20 protein-coding genes are annotated in these 15,533 nt (G+C 75.7%); 14 read left to right on the top strand and 6 right to left on the bottom strand.

The genetic code is table 11. The annotated features are described in order from the left end of the window. Positions 1 to 51: 51 nt before the first annotated feature. Positions 52 to 1,359 carry a M18 family aminopeptidase gene (locus G1H19_RS20035; protein ID WP_162392325.1) on the bottom strand — a complete coding sequence of 436 codons (1,308 nt, stop codon included), beginning with the start codon at positions 1,357 to 1,359 and terminating at the stop codon, positions 52 to 54. A gap of 143 nt (positions 1,360 to 1,502) precedes the next feature. On the opposite strand from G1H19_RS20035, the gene G1H19_RS24745 reads away from it, so the two are divergent. The 4 genes from G1H19_RS24745 to G1H19_RS20015 all read left to right on the top strand — a co-directional run bounded on the left by G1H19_RS24745 (position 1,503) and on the right by G1H19_RS20015 (position 4,624). Then, on the top strand, positions 1,503 to 1,805 hold the full coding sequence (locus G1H19_RS24745; protein WP_152727461.1) for a hypothetical protein: 303 nt from the start codon (positions 1,503 to 1,505) through the stop codon (positions 1,803 to 1,805). A 143-nt stretch (positions 1,806 to 1,948) separates the two neighbouring features. Beyond that, positions 1,949 to 2,740, top strand: coding sequence for a membrane protein insertase YidC (yidC, locus tag G1H19_RS24740; RefSeq protein ID WP_162392324.1), 792 nt, complete (start codon positions 1,949 to 1,951; stop codon positions 2,738 to 2,740). A gap of 109 nt (positions 2,741 to 2,849) precedes the next feature. Further along, positions 2,850 to 3,365, top strand: a complete 516-nt coding sequence (locus tag G1H19_RS20020; protein ID WP_174278123.1) for a chloramphenicol phosphotransferase CPT family protein — start codon at positions 2,850 to 2,852, stop codon at positions 3,363 to 3,365. A 122-nt stretch (positions 3,366 to 3,487) separates the two neighbouring features. Then, positions 3,488 to 4,624 carry a carboxylate-amine ligase gene (locus tag G1H19_RS20015; protein WP_162392323.1) on the top strand — a complete coding sequence of 379 codons (1,137 nt, stop codon included), beginning with the start codon at positions 3,488 to 3,490 and terminating at the stop codon, positions 4,622 to 4,624. A 1-nt stretch (position 4,625) separates the two neighbouring features. Here the strand turns inward: G1H19_RS20015 and G1H19_RS22745 are convergent, their stop codons facing one another. Then, a complete protein-coding gene (locus G1H19_RS22745; protein ID WP_202925758.1) occupies positions 4,626 to 5,081 on the bottom strand; it encodes a hypothetical protein in 456 nt (151 codons plus the stop codon). A 164-nt stretch (positions 5,082 to 5,245) separates the two neighbouring features. Here G1H19_RS22745 and G1H19_RS20005 point away from each other — a divergent pair, with 164 nt between their 5' ends. From G1H19_RS20005 to G1H19_RS19995, 3 genes are read left to right on the top strand one after another with little or no spacing between them, the layout of a single operon-like run. Beyond that, complete coding sequence (locus tag G1H19_RS20005; protein ID WP_152727464.1) at positions 5,246 to 5,899, top strand: hypothetical protein; 654 nt, start codon at positions 5,246 to 5,248, stop codon at positions 5,897 to 5,899. Positions 5,900 to 5,954: 55 nt separating this feature from the next. Continuing rightward, positions 5,955 to 6,398, top strand: a complete 444-nt coding sequence (locus G1H19_RS20000; protein WP_152727465.1) for a hypothetical protein — start codon at positions 5,955 to 5,957, stop codon at positions 6,396 to 6,398. Continuing rightward, on the top strand, positions 6,388 to 6,741 hold the full coding sequence (locus tag G1H19_RS19995) for a transcriptional regulator (protein WP_152727466.1): 354 nt from the start codon (positions 6,388 to 6,390) through the stop codon (positions 6,739 to 6,741). The genes G1H19_RS20000 and G1H19_RS19995 overlap by 11 nt, the downstream gene beginning before the upstream one ends. On the opposite strand, the gene G1H19_RS19990 is transcribed toward G1H19_RS19995, so the two are convergent. Beyond that, a complete protein-coding gene (locus G1H19_RS19990; RefSeq protein WP_152727467.1) occupies positions 6,699 to 7,100 on the bottom strand; it encodes an NUDIX domain-containing protein in 402 nt (133 codons plus the stop codon). The genes G1H19_RS19995 and G1H19_RS19990 overlap by 43 nt on opposite strands. A 249-nt stretch (positions 7,101 to 7,349) precedes the next feature. On the opposite strand from G1H19_RS19990, the gene G1H19_RS19985 reads away from it, so the two are divergent. From G1H19_RS19985 to G1H19_RS19975, 3 genes are read left to right on the top strand one after another with little or no spacing between them, the layout of a single operon-like run. Then, the gene (locus tag G1H19_RS19985) at positions 7,350 to 8,462 is read left to right on the top strand and encodes a hypothetical protein (RefSeq protein ID WP_162392322.1); all 1,113 of its coding nucleotides are present in this window, start codon (positions 7,350 to 7,352) and stop codon (positions 8,460 to 8,462) included. A gap of 26 nt (positions 8,463 to 8,488) precedes the next feature. After that, entirely contained in the window at positions 8,489 to 9,727 is a 1,239-nt protein-coding gene (locus tag G1H19_RS24735) for a sensor histidine kinase (RefSeq protein WP_162392321.1), read from the top strand. Then, positions 9,724 to 10,374, top strand: a complete 651-nt coding sequence (locus tag G1H19_RS19975; RefSeq protein ID WP_162392320.1) for a response regulator — start codon at positions 9,724 to 9,726, stop codon at positions 10,372 to 10,374. The genes G1H19_RS24735 and G1H19_RS19975 overlap by 4 nt, the downstream gene beginning before the upstream one ends. A gap of 15 nt (positions 10,375 to 10,389) precedes the next feature. On the opposite strand, the gene G1H19_RS19970 is transcribed toward G1H19_RS19975, so the two are convergent. Further along, positions 10,390 to 11,271: an EamA family transporter gene (locus G1H19_RS19970; RefSeq protein ID WP_235927920.1), complete on the bottom strand. Its 882-nt coding sequence runs from the start codon at positions 11,269 to 11,271 to the stop codon at positions 10,390 to 10,392. A 92-nt stretch (positions 11,272 to 11,363) separates the two neighbouring features. Between G1H19_RS19970 and G1H19_RS19965 the strand changes: the two genes are divergently transcribed. Genes G1H19_RS19965 through G1H19_RS24215 form a run of 4 tightly spaced genes read left to right on the top strand, consistent with a single transcriptional unit; the run spans position 11,364 to position 12,830 of the window. Continuing rightward, a complete protein-coding gene (locus tag G1H19_RS19965) occupies positions 11,364 to 11,762 on the top strand; it encodes a VOC family protein (RefSeq protein WP_174278124.1) in 399 nt (132 codons plus the stop codon). Continuing rightward, positions 11,759 to 12,178: a GNAT family N-acetyltransferase gene (locus G1H19_RS19960; RefSeq protein ID WP_162392319.1), complete on the top strand. Its 420-nt coding sequence runs from the start codon at positions 11,759 to 11,761 to the stop codon at positions 12,176 to 12,178. The genes G1H19_RS19965 and G1H19_RS19960 overlap by 4 nt, the downstream gene beginning before the upstream one ends. Then, positions 12,175 to 12,711 (top strand): DUF6817 domain-containing protein, encoded by a 537-nt coding sequence (locus tag G1H19_RS19955; RefSeq protein ID WP_152727469.1) that lies wholly within the window; start codon positions 12,175 to 12,177, stop codon positions 12,709 to 12,711. The genes G1H19_RS19960 and G1H19_RS19955 overlap by 4 nt, the downstream gene beginning before the upstream one ends. After that, on the top strand, positions 12,708 to 12,830 hold the full coding sequence (locus G1H19_RS24215; protein WP_268895453.1) for a GNAT family N-acetyltransferase: 123 nt from the start codon (positions 12,708 to 12,710) through the stop codon (positions 12,828 to 12,830). The genes G1H19_RS19955 and G1H19_RS24215 overlap by 4 nt, the downstream gene beginning before the upstream one ends. A 31-nt stretch (positions 12,831 to 12,861) precedes the next feature. Here G1H19_RS24215 and G1H19_RS19945 read toward each other — a convergent pair whose 3' ends face one another. Together G1H19_RS19945 and G1H19_RS19940 are read right to left on the bottom strand one after the other, a co-directional pair. Continuing rightward, positions 12,862 to 13,038 carry a hypothetical protein gene (locus G1H19_RS19945; protein ID WP_162392318.1) on the bottom strand — a complete coding sequence of 59 codons (177 nt, stop codon included), beginning with the start codon at positions 13,036 to 13,038 and terminating at the stop codon, positions 12,862 to 12,864. A 915-nt stretch (positions 13,039 to 13,953) separates the two neighbouring features. Next, positions 13,954 to 15,279: an HNH endonuclease signature motif containing protein gene (locus G1H19_RS19940; protein ID WP_268895452.1), complete on the bottom strand. Its 1,326-nt coding sequence runs from the start codon at positions 15,277 to 15,279 to the stop codon at positions 13,954 to 13,956. Positions 15,280 to 15,533: the final 254 nt, after the last annotated feature.

Here is a 15,533-nt window from a genome sequence, read left to right as displayed (position 1 = left end):
GACCCGCCGGACAGCGGCCCGGCCCCCTCGGGGGCCGGGCCGTCGTGCTGTTCAGCTCAGGCAGGCGGTGAGGGCACGCACCATCAGCGGCACGTCCTCGGCCGAGGCCAGCTCGCGGCAGGAGTGCATGGCCAGCATCGGCGCCCCGACGTCGACCGTGGAGATGCCCAGCCGGGTCGCCGTCAGCGGGCCGATCGTGCTGCCGCACGGCAGGTCGGCGCGGGTGACGAAGTGCTGCACCGGCACACCGGCCTCCGCGCAGCGCTCGGTGAACCAGCCGCCACTGACCGCGTCGGTGGCGTAGGCCTGGTTGGCGTTGAGCTTGAGCACCGGCCCGCCGCCCAGCACCGGGCGGTGCGAGGGCTCGTGCCGCTCGTACTGCGTGGGGTGCACGGCGTGGCCCATGTCGGCCGAGACCAGCCGGGACCGGGCGAACGCCCGGGGCAGCGCCTGGGCGTCGGTGTCGCCGGTGGCGGCGACCAGCCGGCCGAGCACGTCCTCCAGGAACGACCCGCGCGCGCCAGTGGCCGAGCCGCTGCCGACCTCCTCGTGGTCGTTGCAGACCAGGACGGCGGTGTGCGCGGCGCCGGTCGCGGCGACCAGCGCGTGCAGGCCGGAGTGGCAGCAGGCCAGGTCGTCCAGCCGGGGCGCGGCGATCCAGCTGCCGTCGGCGCCGGCCCGCCCGGCCGGCTGCGTGTCGGCCAGCACCAGGTCGTGGCCGGTGACCGCGTCGGCGTCGACCCCGGCGGCGTCGGCGAGCGCGGCCAGCAGCCCGGGCTCGCCCGCTCGGCCGTCCCCACCCACCCCACCGACGTCCCGGCTCCACACCGGGACCAGCTGACGCTGCGGGTCCAGGGTCAACCCGTCCCGCACGCTGCGGTCCAGGTGGATCGCCAGCGACGGCAGCCGCAGCGGCGCCCCCGGCAGCCGCACCAGCGTGCTGCCGCCGCCGCGCAGCGCCAGCCGGCCGGCAACGGTCAGCTCGCGGTCGAGCCAGGTGTGGGCGAGCAGCCCGCCGTAGGGCTCCACGCCGACCAGCCGGTAGCCGGCCTGCCGCACGTCCCAGCGGGGACGGACCTTGAAGGTGGGCGAGTCGGTGTGCGCACCGACGATCCGCAGGCCGGCCTCGGCGACCGGTGCGCTGCCCACCCTGACGGCGACGACGCTGGCGCCGCGCTGCACGAAGCGGGCATCGCCCGGGGCCACGTGCCAGGCGTCGGCCTCGGCCAGCTCGGTGAACCCCGCGGTGCGCAGCCTGCGGGTGATCTCGGCGGCGGCGTGCCCGGGGGAGGGGGAGGCGTCGACGAACGCCCGCAGGTCGTCGCCGAGGGCCAGGTCGTCGGTCGGTGCGGTGCTCACGCCCCATCTCTACTCGACGCTGCTGACCCGCGCGTGCCTGGGCCCGCCGGCGGCGGCGCCGGCGCACCGCCCGTCCGGGTCGTGCGCCTTGCCGCTAGGCAGGGCGGGAGCCAGACTGGCCCGCGACGGAGGAGGTGGGTGCGGTGGGCGGCGGGATCGTCTTCTGGGTGTCGCTGCACTCCCTGCTGTCCGCACTGTCCGGCACGTCCGCGCTCTCCGGCACGTCCGCGCTCCCGGTGTGGGGCCTGGTCGGGGTCACGCTGGCCGCGACGCTGCTCGTCGTCGTCGCGCGGCTGGCCGGGCACCGGCTCGCCGTCCCGGCGCCCGCGTGGCTGGACCCGCGTGCGCCCTCGCGCGACGAGCGCTGCCGCCGCGGCTCCTTCCGCCGGCAGACCCAGCCCGACGCCCCCGGACGAGCGCTGCCCCGGGCTCCCCAGCCCGCCTGAGCCCCGCACGTCCTCGCGGCGTCCCGCCGCGCACGCACCACACCGACCGCACGCCCTCCCCGCCGTCCCGGCGGGTCGCAGGAGCACCGGTCGCGTCCCCGCCTGCCGACCAGCTGCCTGGTCCTCTCCCTGGGAGTCCTCCCGTGCTCGACGTCCTCTACACCGCTGTCGCCTGGCTCCTGGAGCACTGGCACGCCCTCGTCTCCACCGTGCTCGACCCCGCCGGCGGACCCGCCTGGGCGCTGGCGATCGTCCTGCTCGTGGTCACGGTGCGGCTGGCGCTCGTCCCGCTGTACGTCCGCCAGGTCCGCTCCCAGCGCGCGCTGCAGGCCCTGCAGCCGGAGTTGGCCGCGCTGCGCGAGCGGCACGGCGACGACCGCGCGGCGCTGGCCACCGCGATGTCCGCGCTGCAGGCCGAGCGGGGCGTCAACCCGCTCGCCGGGTGCCTGCCGATGCTGCTGCAGCTGCCCGTGCTGCTGGCGCTGCTGCACGTGCTGCGCCGGCTGACCCCCACCGCCGACGGCCTCTACGGCTGGACCGACCAGCTCACCGCGCAGGCCGCCCGCGCCGACCTGTTCGGTGCGCCGATCTCGGCGTCCTTCGCCATGGGCGGGGACCGGGAGGCCGCCGTCCTGCAGACCGCCGACGCCGGGCCGGGTGCGGTCCGGGTGGTGGCGCTGGTGCTCATCGCCGTCATGTGCCTGGCCACCTTCCTGACCCAGCGCAGCCTGCAGCGCCGCACCCCGGCCGAGGGCACGGCGGCGACCGTGCAGCGGGTGCTGCTGGTCGGCGCGCCGCTGGGCCTGTTCGTGACCGGCTTCTTCTTCCCGATCGGGGTGCTCCTCTACTGGGCGACGAGCAACGTGTGGACGCTGGTCCAGCAGGAGGTCGTGCACCGGTTGCTGCCCCCGCCCACCCTCGTGGGCAGCCCCTGAGCGGGCGGACCCGTCGCGCTGCCCTGCTCTTGCGGTGTTGCTGCTGCCTCTGCGGTGCTGTACGACCGCAGAGGCAGGCAGGACGCCGCAGGACCGGAGCCGGGGGACCGTGACCACGCAGGTGATCGTGCTCAACGGCGGGTCGAGCTCGGGCACGACGAGCATCGCCCGCGCCCTGCAGCAGCTGCTGCCGCAGCCCTGGTTGGTCCTCGGCGTCGACGACCTCGTCGACGCGTTGCCCCCGGCCCTCGTCTCCTACGGTCCACAGGGGGAGGTCGAGCTGGGCGAGGGCTTCCGGGCTCTGGAGGACGCCTGGACCGCGGGTCTGGCAGCCATGGCGCGCGCCGGCGCTCGGATCATCGTCGACGACGTCTTCCTCGGTGGTTCCGCCTCCCAGGAGCGCACGCGGGCACACCTCGTCGGGGTGACCGTGGTGTGGGCCGGTGTCCGCTGCGACCCCCAGATCGCGGCCACCCGGGAGTCGGCGCGGGGGGACCGGGTCGTCGGGATGGCCGCGTCGCAGGCGGAGCTGGTGCACCGGGGCGTCCACTACGACGTCGTGGTCGACACGACTCGCACCTCCGCTCTGGACTGCGCGCGGGTCATCGCCGCGCGCGTGGTCTGACCCCTGCCGGCCCGGGAGAGCGAGGTCACGGGGACGACGGCCGGGCCGGGCCGTAGCGTCTGCGTCCGGCCGGGCGTGTCCGGGCCGACCCTCGCTGCTGCCCCCTCGAACCAGGAGTCCGTGTGTCCAGCCCTGCCCCCGACGTCCCCGCTGTGGTCGCCGGGGTCGGGCTGACCCTCGGGGTCGAGGAGGAGTTCCACCTCGTCGACCCCGAGACGCTCGCCATGACCGGCAGCAGCGAGGTCGCCGACGCCGCGGTGCGCGGGCAGGCCGGCCCGCACGTGCAGCCGGAGATCTCCACCACCCAGCTGGAGACGGCGACCGGGGTGTGCACCACGCTGGACTCGCTGCGCGCCGAGCTCGCCGTCACCCGGGCCGAGGTGGTCGCTGCCGCGGCGCGCGGCGGGCTGCGGGTGCTCCCGGCGTCCACCCACCCGTTCAGCTCCTGGCGGGAGCTGCGGCTCACCGACGCGCCGCGCTACCGCGTGATGGTGGACAAGTGGGCGTCGCTGGCCGAGCAGCAGGACATCTGCGGCATGCACGTGCACGTCGGCGTGCCCGATCTGGACACCGCCGTCGCGGTGATGGACCGGGCCCGGCCGTACCTGCCGGTGCTGCTGGCGATGACCGGCAGCTCGCCGTTCCACGGCGGCATCGAGACCGGCTACGAGAGCTACCGGACGATCTGGTGGTCGCGCTGGCCGGTGAGCGGGCCGCCGGAGCCGATGGGGGACGCCGACGCCTACCGCGCCGTCGTCGCCGAGCTGGTCGCCTCCGGGATCGTGCCGGACGCCTCCAACCTGTACTGGGACCTCCGGCCCTCGACGCACGTGCCGACGCTGGAGTTCCGGGGCGGTGACCTCTGCCCGGACGTGGACGACGTGGTGCTGCACGCGGCGCTGGCCCGCTCGCTGGTGCGGGTGCTGGCCGCGCGTGCCGAGCGGGACGAGCCGCCGCTGCTCGTGCGCCCGGAGGTGCTGCGCTCGGCCCGCTGGCGCGCGGCCCGCGAGGGGTTGTCCGGCCGGCTGTTCGACCCGGTTGCCGGCACGCTGGTCGACGCTGCTGTCGCTGTTCGGAGGCTGGTCGCCGAGCTCGCCGACGAGCTGGCCGACCGCGGTGAGCTGGAGGAGGTGCAGGCGCTGACCGAGCAGCTGCTGGCCCGCGGCACGTCCGCCGCCCGGCAGCTGGCCACCCACCGCCGCACCGGCGACCTGCGCGCGGTCGCCGCCGAGCTGGTCGAGGGCTTCCCCGGGGCCTGACTCACCGGACGCCGGGCAGCCGGTCGGTCGAGCCCTGCGCCAGCGCCTGCGCGACGTGGTCGATCCCGGTGCGCACCATCTGGCCGTAGCCGTCGGCCGGCAGCGTGCCCACCACGTCGCGGGCCCGCCGCAGGTGCGTCTGCGCCGTCCCGACGTCGCCCAGCCGGCGGTGCACGTCGGCCAGGTTCAGGTGCAGCGACGGGAGGAAGCCGTCCAGCTGCGGGTCCGGGCCGGCGCCCTCGACGACGTCCAGGGCGCGTTCGTCCCAGGTCAGCTCCTCGCGCGGGTCGTCCTGCAGGTCGGCCGCCCAGTGCGCCAGTGCGCAGCGGTGCGCGGGGTCGCCGGTCGGCCCCATCCGGGTCCACAGCTCGTCGAGCCGGGCGCGGGCGGTCGCGGCGTCCCCGGCGCGCCCGAGTTCGACCGCTGCCGCGATCTCGGCCATCAAGGGGTCGGTCACGACGGGCACCCTGACGCGGGCGGGAGCTGCAGCACGGGCATGGCGGGCACCCTGCCAGCTCCCCGTGACAGCGGGGTGGTGTCCAGGTGAGCGCCCGGCCAGGACCGCCCGGATGTCGGTGCCCGGGTCCATGCTCGGTGCCCGCCCACCCCTGGAGGTCCGTCGTGCCCGTCGAGTCGTTCTTCCCCGCCGTCACGCCCGCCGATCCGCTCGACGAGTCCGACGTGACACCGCCCGAGCTGGACCCGGTGTGGGGCGGGCCGCCGCACGGTGAGCTCCCGGTGCCCACGGCCACCTCGGTCGTCGTGGGGCGGTCGGCCAGCACGGTGGTGTCCCTGGACGCCGTCCGGTGCTGGTCGACCGGGCTGACCCTGGACCTGTCGATCCACCTGGTGGAGGCCGGGCGCGGTGCCCGGCGTGCGTTGTTCCACGCCCTGGACGCCCACCACGGGCGGGGCCCGCTGGACCTCTTCCTGCCGGCGGGCGGCCTGCGACTCGGCGTGCAGTACGCCGACGGTCGGCGGACCTCGACGGTCGAGGAGTCGGCCTGGCTGTCGGTGCCGCAGGACGTGGCGCCGGCCGACTGGCTGCCGGACCAGGTCGTGCTCGAGGGCCTGGACCGGCCGCGTGCCTGGGGTCGGACGTGGCGCCGCACCCTGTGGATGTGGCCGGTACCGCCGCCCGGGGACGTCACCGTCGTCTGCCTGTGGCCGGACCGGGGCATCGAGGAGACGCGCAGCTCGTTCCCCGCCGGGCCGGTCATCGCCGCCTGCGCAGGAGCCGGCCCGCTCTGGCCGGACGGTGAGGAGCACGGCTGACCCGACCCCCGCCTCACTGTTGCCATGTAGGAAACGCACCGCTATCGTTTCCCGCATGGAAACAGGAGCTGACGGCCCCCTCACCCCTCGGACCGCCGCGGAGGCGCGGCAGCAACTCGCCAGGGACGAGGCAGCGGTGCGCTACCCACCGCTGCCCACCTGGTTCTTCGCGGCGATGGCCGTGCTGGTCGCTGCACTGTTCCTGGTCCAGCTGCTGCCCTCCGACGACGCCGGTCAGGCCCGGATCGCGGTGGCCGTGGTGGCCGTCGTGCTCGGCAGCCGGTACTGGCTCAACCGTCCCGGTGTCGCCTGGGTCGCTCCGCACCTGCCGGACATGGCCTGGTTCCTGGTCGCCGTCCTCGGCTCGTACGCGGCGTGCTGGGTGGTCTGGGGGACGATCGGCCTGGACGCGGTGTGGGTCGCCGGTGCGGCCCTGGCCGCCGGCGTCGTGCTGGTCACCGGGCGGCGGTACCGGCGGGAGTTCGGCGATGTCGGCTGACGCGCCCGTCTTCGACGAGGTCGTGCACGCACCGCACCGGCTGCGCATCTGCGCGATACTCAGCGCCGCCCGCACGGTCGAGTTCGCCGTGCTGCAGGAGCGGCTCGGGCTGTCCAAGTCGGCGTTGAGCAAGCAGCTCGCGCAGCTCGTGGACGCCGGGTACGTGCAGCAGGAGCGGGTGGTGCGCGACGCGCGCAGCCGGCAGTGGCTGGCGCTCACCCCGACCGGGCGCGACGCCTACCGCGCCCACCTGCGCGCACTCGACGAGATCATCGCCACCGGGTCGGCTGACCAGCCCAGTCAGCGGACCCCGGACAGCAGCCGGTCGACCAGCCGCGGGTAGGCCGGGTGCGCCAGGGCCAGCTCCGCGAGGTCCTGGCGGGTCACCCAGCGCAGCTCGTCGTGCTCGTCGGGGGCGCGGTTGACCGGAGTGCCCTGCCACCGGTGCACGGCCCAGACGGCCAGCCGCATCTCCGTGGCGACGTCCTCGAGGCGGGCGACGGGCAGCTGGTCCACCTCCCTCACCCGGACGCCGAGTTCCTCGTGCAGCTCCCGGACCAGCGCGTCGAGCTCGCTCTCGCCGGGGTCGACGTGCCCGCCGGGGAAGTCCCAGACGTCCGGGTACCAACGCCGCGTCGCGCAGCGGTGGGCGAGCAGCACCCGGCCGCCCGAGACCAGGGCGCCGGCGACCACGTGGTGCATGCGGCCAGTCGACCACGCCGGGGGGTGCAGGGCCGGTCGGAGCCCGCCGCGGACGTCCCCCGGCTGCGGGCACAGCTCCCCCGCGCGGGGGAGCCGGCGCGGCATCACGGTCAGGAGGCTGGGATCACCGCCCGGGGACCAGCCCGGGCCGCCCCGCCGGAGGTCCTCGTGAACGCCCTCTCCACCCCCATCGCACCACCGGCGGCCGGACTCAGGCGGGTCGCCGTGCCGGCCGCCGTATGGAGCGTCGTGCACGTCGGACTGGCACTGTGCTGGCTGCTCGACCCCGGCAGCCGGCCAGGCCTGGAGGGCGACGCCAGCGTTGCGACGAGCGTGCTCACCGAACTGCCGCCCACCGTCACCGCGGCACTGCTGTTGGGCGTGGCGACGGTGGGGCTGGTGCTCGCCGGGGTCGTCGCGTGCCGTCGCCCGACCACGGCGCTGGTCGCGGCTGCCGGTGTGCTGGCCGTCGTCCTCGGTGTGCTGTCGGCGGACCTGCGGGTGCTGGTCCTGCTCGGCTACCTGTGCGCCGTCCTCGGGCCGGTGGCCGTCGTGGTCCTGCTGCTGGCCGGTGCACTCCGCAGCCGCCGGGGTCGGCCGTGGGCGGCCGGCGTCCTCGTCGTGCTGCTCGCGGGGTGGTGGGTCGGCCTCCTGGAGCCCCGGACCGTCGGGGACGTGGCGGTGTCGTTGGGCACGGCGCTCGCGAACGAGGGCTGGGTACGGGTGCACCTGGCGCTGCTGCTCGGCGGTGCGGTGCTGTGGGCGCTCGTGGCCGTGGCCGTCCGGCGGTCGGCCCGGGGCGCCTGTGCCGACTGCGGGCGACCCGGTGCGCGCTGGACGGAGCCCGCCGCCGCTCTGCGCTGGGGCCGGGTGGCGACCGCGATCGCGGTGGCCGGCCCGCTGCCCTACGGCCTGCTGCGGATGAGCTGGCTGACCCCGTGGCCGGTCGGCCTGCTCGGCACCGAGGACGTCGCCGACCCCGCGGTCCGGTTGTTCGGGTTGGGGCTGGGTGCCGCCGCCCTCGGCGGGACGGTGCTCACAGCCGGGTTGCTCCGCCCGTGGGGCGAGGTGTGGCCGGCCTGGGTGCCGGTGCTGCGCGGGCGGGCGGTGCCGGTGCGTGTGCCGGTGGTCGCCGGCGGGCTGGTCGCCGTCGTCCTGCTGGCGGCCACCCCGGGCATCGTCGGACCCGCGCTGGACGGCCTGGCCGCCGGGGACTGGCAGCGGGCTTCCTTCCTGCTGCTCTTCCCGACACTGCCGTGGGGCCTGGCGCTGGCCGCAGCGGTCACCGCCTACCTGCTGCGCCGCCGCGGGGCCTGCGCGGTGTGCGGCGCCGGGGAGCTGGCCCTGTGGGTGCGGGCATGACGGCGACCGGCTGCCAGGATGGTCCGGTGGCACGACCGGCGGCCCCCGCGCTCCTGCGCCGGACCGCGTACCGCTGGGTGTACCTGCTGCTCGGCGGCGCCATCGCCCTGGCGCTCGGGACCGTGCTGGCCTGGCCGTTGAGCGTGCTCGCCGGCGCCGGGCTGCCCGGCTGGCTGACGGGCCCGCTCCTGCTGGTGGTGTGCGTGCTCCCGATCGGCCTGGTGGGTGCCCTCGCCGCGGTCCGGGCCGTGGAGGGCAGTGCGGTCGCTGCGCTGGTCACCGAGCAGCTGCGGTCCCGGCCGGGACCGTCGACGAGCTGGTCGCAGCGGTGGCGCACCGGGCTGCTGCTGGTGCTGCACGTCGGCGCCGGCGCCGTTGCCGGGGTCCTGCTGGTGATCGGGCTGCCCACCGCCGTCGTGCTGCTCACCGGGCTGGGTGACAGCGACCCGACGTCGGTGGTCGGGCTGGCGCTGCCCACGACCGCGGCGTCCCGGCTCGGGCTCGCCCTCGCACTGGTGCTGCTCACGGTCGTCGGCGGGACCCTGCTCGGCCGGGGCATGGCGGCGGCCGCGCCCCGACTGCTGGCCGGCTCGACCGCCGAGCGGCTCGCCGCCGCGGAGGCGTCGGTGTCGGTGCTGGCCGGGCGTGACCGGCTGGCCCGCGAGCTGCACGACAGCGTCGGGCACTCGCTCAGCCTGACCGGCATCCAGGCCGGTGCGGCCCGCCGGCTGCTCACCCGGGACCCGGTAGCGGCCGAGACCGCGATCCGCGCCGCCGAGGACGCCGCCCGGCGCGCGATGGTCGACCTGGACCACGTGCTGGGCCTGCTGCGCGAGGACGGCCCGGCGCCCACCGACGCCGCGCCGTCGCCGGACCTGCGTGACCTCGGGTCGCTGCTGGACAGCTCGCGGGCGGCTGGGGCCCGGGTGGTCGCGGTGGTCGCCGGGGACCTCGCCGCGCTGCCGGCCGTCGTCTCCCGCGAGGCCTTCCGGATCGTGCAGGAGGGCCTGACCAACGTGCTGCGGCACGCCCCGGACGCTGCCTGCCGGCTGGAGGTGGACGCCACCGGCACTGACCTCGACCTGCGGCTGGTGAACGCCTCCGCCGGCGCGACGCGCGGGTCGTCGGGGGGTGGCCGGGGGCTCGGTGGTGTCCGGGAACGGGTCCGCGACCTGCGCGGCTCGGTGTCCTCCGGGCCGGACGACGCGGGGTGCTGGCAGCTCGCCGTCCGGCTGCCGGTGCACGCCCGCGGGTCGAGGTCGTGAGCCATGTCCGGGTGGCGCTGGTCGACGACGAGCCGCTGATCCGCAGCGGGCTGGCCGCGGTGATCGGCGCGGAACCGGACCTGGTGGTGGTCGGGGAGGCCGGAGACGGCGCCGACGTGCCGGACCTGGTGGCCCGCACCAGCCCGGACGTGGTGCTGATGGACGTGCGGATGCCGCGGGTCGACGGCATCGCGGCCACCCGGGCACTCGTGCGGGCCGGGTCGTCCGCGCGGGTGCTCGTGCTGACCACCTTCTCCAACGACGACCACGTCGTGCAGGCGCTCGCCGCAGGCGCGGACGGGTTCCTGCTGAAGCGGTCGACGCCGGAGGAGGTAGTGCACGGCATCCGCACCGTGGCCCGCGGGGAGTCCCTGCTCTTCCCCGAGGCGGTGCGCGAGCTGGCGCGTCGGCACCTGCTGACCACGGGTGCCGGCGTCGCCACGGAGCTGGCGCGGCTGACCTCGCGGGAGCGGGACGTGCTGCGGTTGATGGCCACCGGTCGGAGCAACCCGGAGATCGCCGCCGAGCTCGTCGTCGGCCTGGAGACGGTGCGCACGCACGTCGCGTCGGTGCTGGCCAAGACCGGCACCCGGGACCGCACGCAGGCCGTCGTCCTGGCCTACCGCTCCGGCTTCGTCACCGGCTGAGCCGCGGCCGTGCCCTCATGCCGGGACGGCGATCAGCGCCACCGCGACGACGGCGACGACCAGGCCCACCCGCTGCACGCCGCCCAGCCGCTCGCGCAGCACGGTCAGCGCGAGCAGGACGGTGCTGACCGGGTACAGCGAGGCGAGCACGCCGGCGACGGCGAGCAGGCCCTCCCGGGCGGCGAGCAGGAACAGGGCGTTGGCGGCCATGTCGAGCACCCCGCCCAGCGCGGCCAGCGGCAGCACGGCGCGGGGCAGGGCGAGCGTGTCGCGGGTGACCCGGCTCAGCACCACCACCAGGGTGATCGACGCGGTGCGGGCGCCGACCAGCGGCCACAGCCCGCTGCCCGGGTCGGGCTGGTCGAGCAGCACGAAGAAGAGCCCGAAGCCCAGACCGGCGAGCAGTGCGACGCCCAGGCCGGCCTCGCGGGCGGCGCGCACCGTCGGCAGCCCGTCCTCCGCGGCGACCAGCGCGATCGCCACCAGGGCGAGCAGGATGCCGCCGACCGCGACCGCGGTCAGCCGCTCCCCGGTGGCGAGCCCGAGCAGCACCGGCACCGCGGCGGCGCACACCGCGGTGATCGGCGCGATGATGCTCATGACGCCGTCGGCCAGCGCCCGGTAGAACAGGGACAGCGCCGCCGCCCCGGCGACCCCCGCCGCGGCGCCCCACAGCAGGTCCCCGGCGGACGGGTCGCCACCGAGCAGGGGCAGCAGCACGAGCAGTGCCAGCAGCCCGAACAGCTGGGACGCCGCCACCACGGCCAGCGCCGCGGCCCGGCGCGAGGCCAGCCCGCCGCAGAAGTCGGCCGCCCCGTAGACGAGCGCGCTGGCCAGTGCGAGCAGCACCGCCACGTCGGTCCCCCCGTCCACGACGACGGCGGGCGCCGTCTCCACCCGGACCCGCAACGTACCCAGCGGCCGTCGGGCCACCTGTGCCCGGCCGGTGCGCTCGTGCGGTGGCCGGTGGGGCTCGCTAGCGTCGGCGCGTGCCCCTCGACGACACCCGGGATCCTGCCTTCGAGCTCCGGCCGCTGCACCATGTCCAGCTGGCGATCCCGCCGGGCGGGGAGGACGCCAGCCGGGCCTTCTGGCGTGACGTGCTCGGCATGACCGAGCTGGACAAGCCACCGGTGCTGGCCGCGCGCGGGGGCTGCTGGTTCCGCGGCGGCGGCCTGGAGGTCCACCTCGGTGTCGAGGACGGCTTCGTGCCGGCGCGCAAGGCCCATCCCGGCGTCCTGGTGCGGGGGCTGGACCAGCTGGCCGAGGTCCTGGAGCGTGCCGGCCACCCGGTCACGTGGGACGGCGAGTTCCCCGGTCACCGCCGCTGCTACGCCGCCGACCCGTTCGGCAACCGGCTGGAGTTCCTGGAGCCGGAGCGCTCGTGACGATCCGTGCCTACCGGGAGGCCGACCACGCGGCGGTCGCCGAGCTGTGGCGCCAGTCCGGGATCGAGGTGGTGCCGGCCGGTGAGCTGCACGCCACGCTGCGGCACGCGCCCGACCTGATGGTGGTGGACGTGGACGGCGACGATGCCGTCGGCGGGGTGCTGCTCGGCACCTTCGACGGCAGGCGCGGCTGGCTGCACCGGCTGGCGGTCGCGCCCGGGCGCCGGCGGACCGGACTGGCCACCCGGCTGGTGCGCGAGGTCGAGCGGCGGCTGACCGCGCGCGGCGCACCGCGGGTCAACCTCATGGTGCTGCCGGACAACACCTCCGGGCTCGCCTTCTGGGCCGCGCTCGGCTACCTCCCGGCACCGGACGTGCTCTGCTCCAAGGCGCTGCACTCCGGCGGCCCGGCATGACGACGACGGCCGAGGAGCGGGTCGCCGCGCTGCTGCGCGACCGGGGTGCGGCCGGTGTCGACCACCCGGGTGGCACCCTGGACGACCACCTGCGGCGGGTGCAGCAGCGGCTGGCCGCCCTCGGTGCGCCGCCGGTGGTGCAACTGGCCGGGCGCGCGCACGCCGTCTACGGCACCGACGGGTTCGACGTCGTCCTGCTCGGCCCGGGGGAGCGGGGCCTGCTGGTGGAGGCCGCAGGGCCCGAGGTCGAGGCGCTGGTGCACCGGTACGGCGGGTGCGACCGCGACCGAACGTGGCCCGACCTGGCGACCACCGGCAGGGTGTGGAGCCGCGCGACCGGCGCCCGCGAGGTCCTCACCGGGAACGACCTGCGGGACTTCGCCGACCTGAGCCTGGTCAACGAGCTGGACGTCGTCGAGCGCGCGCCCGCCGTCCGTGAGCAGCACGGCGACTACTTCCGTCGGCTGGCCCGTGCCTGGGCGCCGGTGCTCAGCCCGGCGGTGCTCGCCGACGCCGAGCGCGTGCTCGGGTGAGCTCGAGCCTGCCGGCGACGCTGCAGCTGAGCACCGACCGCAGCCGGCCGGACGCCCATCGGTTCTACGAGCGGCTGGGCTTCGTCGCCTCGCACCACGGGATGAAGCTGCCGCTGTGAGCGGCCGGGTGGGCCGGGGCGTCGGCCGGGCTCACAGCGGGCTCGGTGGTGGCTCGTCGAGCAGGTCACCGGCCTGGTCATAGAGGTCGATGCGGTGCACGTCGAGCCGGCGGGGGAACACGAGGGTCGCGATCCGGTCGTCGCCCAGGCGCTCGTCGGCGACGAGGCAGAGGTCCTCCCGGGTGCCGTCGGAGAGCAGCACGACCACCCCCGCGGACCTCCCGTGACAGCTGCAGGAGCAGGGTCGACGGGCCGGCGTCATCGCTCCCGGTGGCCAGGCTCGACCGCCGCCCGGGTGGGAGCGGGCTGGCGAGGAAGCCGGTCCCCAGTAGGCGTGCCCGTCGGCTGCGGTCACGTTCAGGCTCACCTAACCCGCACGGCGACTGCTCGGCCGCGAGCCGCCACCGCTCGCCGTCCACGGTCAGCCCCGTCGCCAGCTCGGTCATGGTGCTGATCATCGCTGCTCGGCAGTCGCGGCTACCTGCGGCAGGTGATGTAGGAGGTGGAGCGTCACTCACACCACGAGGTCGGCGGGGACGGGGTCGGGACGAAGTCGATGGTCAGCCCGAGTTCCACGATGGCCGGGTCGGCGATGACGAAGCGGAGGTGGTCGCCGTCGAGCGCGGTCATGGTCCCGGCGACTGCATGGACCGTGCTGGCCAGGCCGCTGGCATCATGTCGCTGCGTCAGCTCCGGGAGGGGGGTCGACGCCACCCAGTGGCGGCCGCCGAAGGCAGTGGCGTGGGTGCTGACGTCGCAGTGCGTCTGCAGGGCGAACCGTTGCCCGGGGGCGGTTGTGTCGGCTGGCGGCGCAGCCGTCGAGACCGCGGTGGGTGGTGCGGACGCGGGATCGTCGGCGATCTGGCCCTGAGGCCCGGTCGTCGAGCAGCTGCCCAGTCCGAGCGCGACGATGGCCAGCAGGCCACGCGTCCATCTCATGGATGCCCTTGTCTGCGGTAGGTGCCCGGTCGTGGCTGCGTCGCCCCGCGGGCGGCTGTGCAGAGTGCATCGGCAGCCTGCTCGTGAGGCCGGACGCGTATCGACGTCACGTTCCCCTCCGCGCCCACGCCTGTACTCAGCGGTCGCACGAGCACGGCCGGGCTACCGGGTCGTGGTCGTGCGGTCAGCTGAGGAACGGTCCGATGAGGATCTCGGTGCCGTCGGGGCGGTGGGTGCGCCATCGGTGTTCGTCGGGGTCCCATGTGATGCGGTAGCCGTGGTGGATCTTGGTGTGGTGGCGTTCGCAGAGGAGTGCGGTGTTCTCGGCTGATGTCTCGCCGTGGTCGGCTGTCCATTCCAGGACGTGGTGGCTGTCGCACCACCAGGTGGGTGCTGCGCAGCCGGTGAAGGTGCAGCCGCCGTCGCGGGCTTCGGCGGCCCGGCGGATGTGGGCGGGGACCAGGCGTTGGGCGCGGCCGACGTTCAGTGGCATGCCGGTGGGGCCGAAGAGGACGCGGGTGATGATCGAGTCGCAGGCCAGCATCTGGGCGACCTCGTTGGACACCTGCTGCCCGGAGCCGAGTCGGGCCGCGGCGGGCACCACGCTGGGGTCGAGGAGGTCCTCGGCGCTGATGGTGGCGGCGATCTGCGCGTGGTGGGTGCGGAGCCGGGGTGTGTCGCCGTGGGCGAGGGCGTTGTCGGCGAGCTGCACCATGGCGTCGCCCATCTGCTGGGCGTGGGTGCGGTCGTCGTCGGCGACGCGGGCGGCTTGCTGGTGGGCGGTGAGGGCGGTGCTGAGCTTCTCGTAGCCGACCGGGTCGAGCCGGCCGTGGATGGTGCCCCCACCGTCGGGGGAGGGGGTGAGGTGCAGTTCCCGCTGGCTGGTGGGGTCGGGTGCGGGGCCGTCGGGGTCGATCCAGGCCAGCAGTCGCGCGACCACGGCGGGCAACGTGTCGGGGTGGGGGCCGGTGGCACAGGCGAGCAGGGTGGCCTCGATGCCGTCGTCGCCGTGCAGGTCGACCCCGAGTGCGACTGCGGCGGCGAGCCGGGCGGAGGTGGCGACCTTGGCCAGGACGGCGGTCTGGTCGGGGGTGACGTGACCGGCGCGGGCGGCGGCGGCCCAGCGGGGGAGGTGTTCGAGGGTGCGTCCGGCGCGGACGGTGCGGGCGGCGGTGGCGGGTGACAGCTGCAGGTGCCCGGTCAGCCACGCCTTCATGGTCTTGTGGCCGTCGTGCTCCGGGGCTTGGGTGCACTCGGCGGTGCGCACGGTGGCGGCGAGGGTGGCCTCGACGATGTTCCGCAGTCGGGCCAGGCCGCGCACCCGCGCGAGCAGTGCGGGCGCGGTGGGGGCGTCCTCGGTCGGGTCGGTGGTGGCCAGGTCGATGGCCGCGGCGAGCAGGGCGGCGAGGTCGGCCGGTGGGACCATCGACGACTGCCGGGCCGCGGTGCCGGCCTCGGTGGAGGAGTTGACGTCGTCGAGCAGGGGAGTGCCTGTCGATGCTCTCAACATGGCAACTCCCCCTTCGACGCATTCGAACGCTTGTACGAATTCTAGCCGTGACCGACGTGCTGGTCAACGCAAAACTCCAGCTCAAAGCCCGGTCTGGTCGCGGACTCCCATCGGGTTGCCATCTCGAGCGGATCTCGTGCGTGCCGCCACGGCTCATGCGGCAATGTGCCATCGCGACAGCCGCCCGACACCGTAGGAGCGGGCCTGAATGCGCAGACCCGCCCGCCGCGCCCGTGGGGCCGCGCACCAAGTCT

The sequence above is a fragment of the Goekera deserti genome (assembly GCF_010685995.1).
GTDB lineage: Bacteria > Actinomycetota > Actinomycetes > Mycobacteriales > Geodermatophilaceae > Goekera > Goekera deserti.
The sequence above is the reverse complement of the archived record's forward strand: the minus strand, read 5'-3'. Positions and strand labels throughout refer to the sequence as shown.

What these genes read in the sequence shown, in the direction of transcription:
- G1H19_RS20000 (WP_152727465.1), top strand. Translation starts at nt 5,955, where the DNA reads ATGGAAACAGGAGCTGACGGCCCCCTCACCCCTCGGACCGCCGCGGAG.
- G1H19_RS19940 (WP_268895452.1), bottom strand. Translation starts at nt 15,279, where the DNA reads ATGTTGAGAGCATCGACAGGCACTCCCCTGCTCGACGACGTCAACTCC.
- G1H19_RS19955 (WP_152727469.1), top strand. Translation starts at nt 12,175, where the DNA reads ATGACGACGACGGCCGAGGAGCGGGTCGCCGCGCTGCTGCGCGACCGG.
- G1H19_RS19995 (WP_152727466.1), top strand. Translation starts at nt 6,388, where the DNA reads ATGTCGGCTGACGCGCCCGTCTTCGACGAGGTCGTGCACGCACCGCAC.
- G1H19_RS19990 (WP_152727467.1), bottom strand. Translation starts at nt 7,100, where the DNA reads ATGCACCACGTGGTCGCCGGCGCCCTGGTCTCGGGCGGCCGGGTGCTG.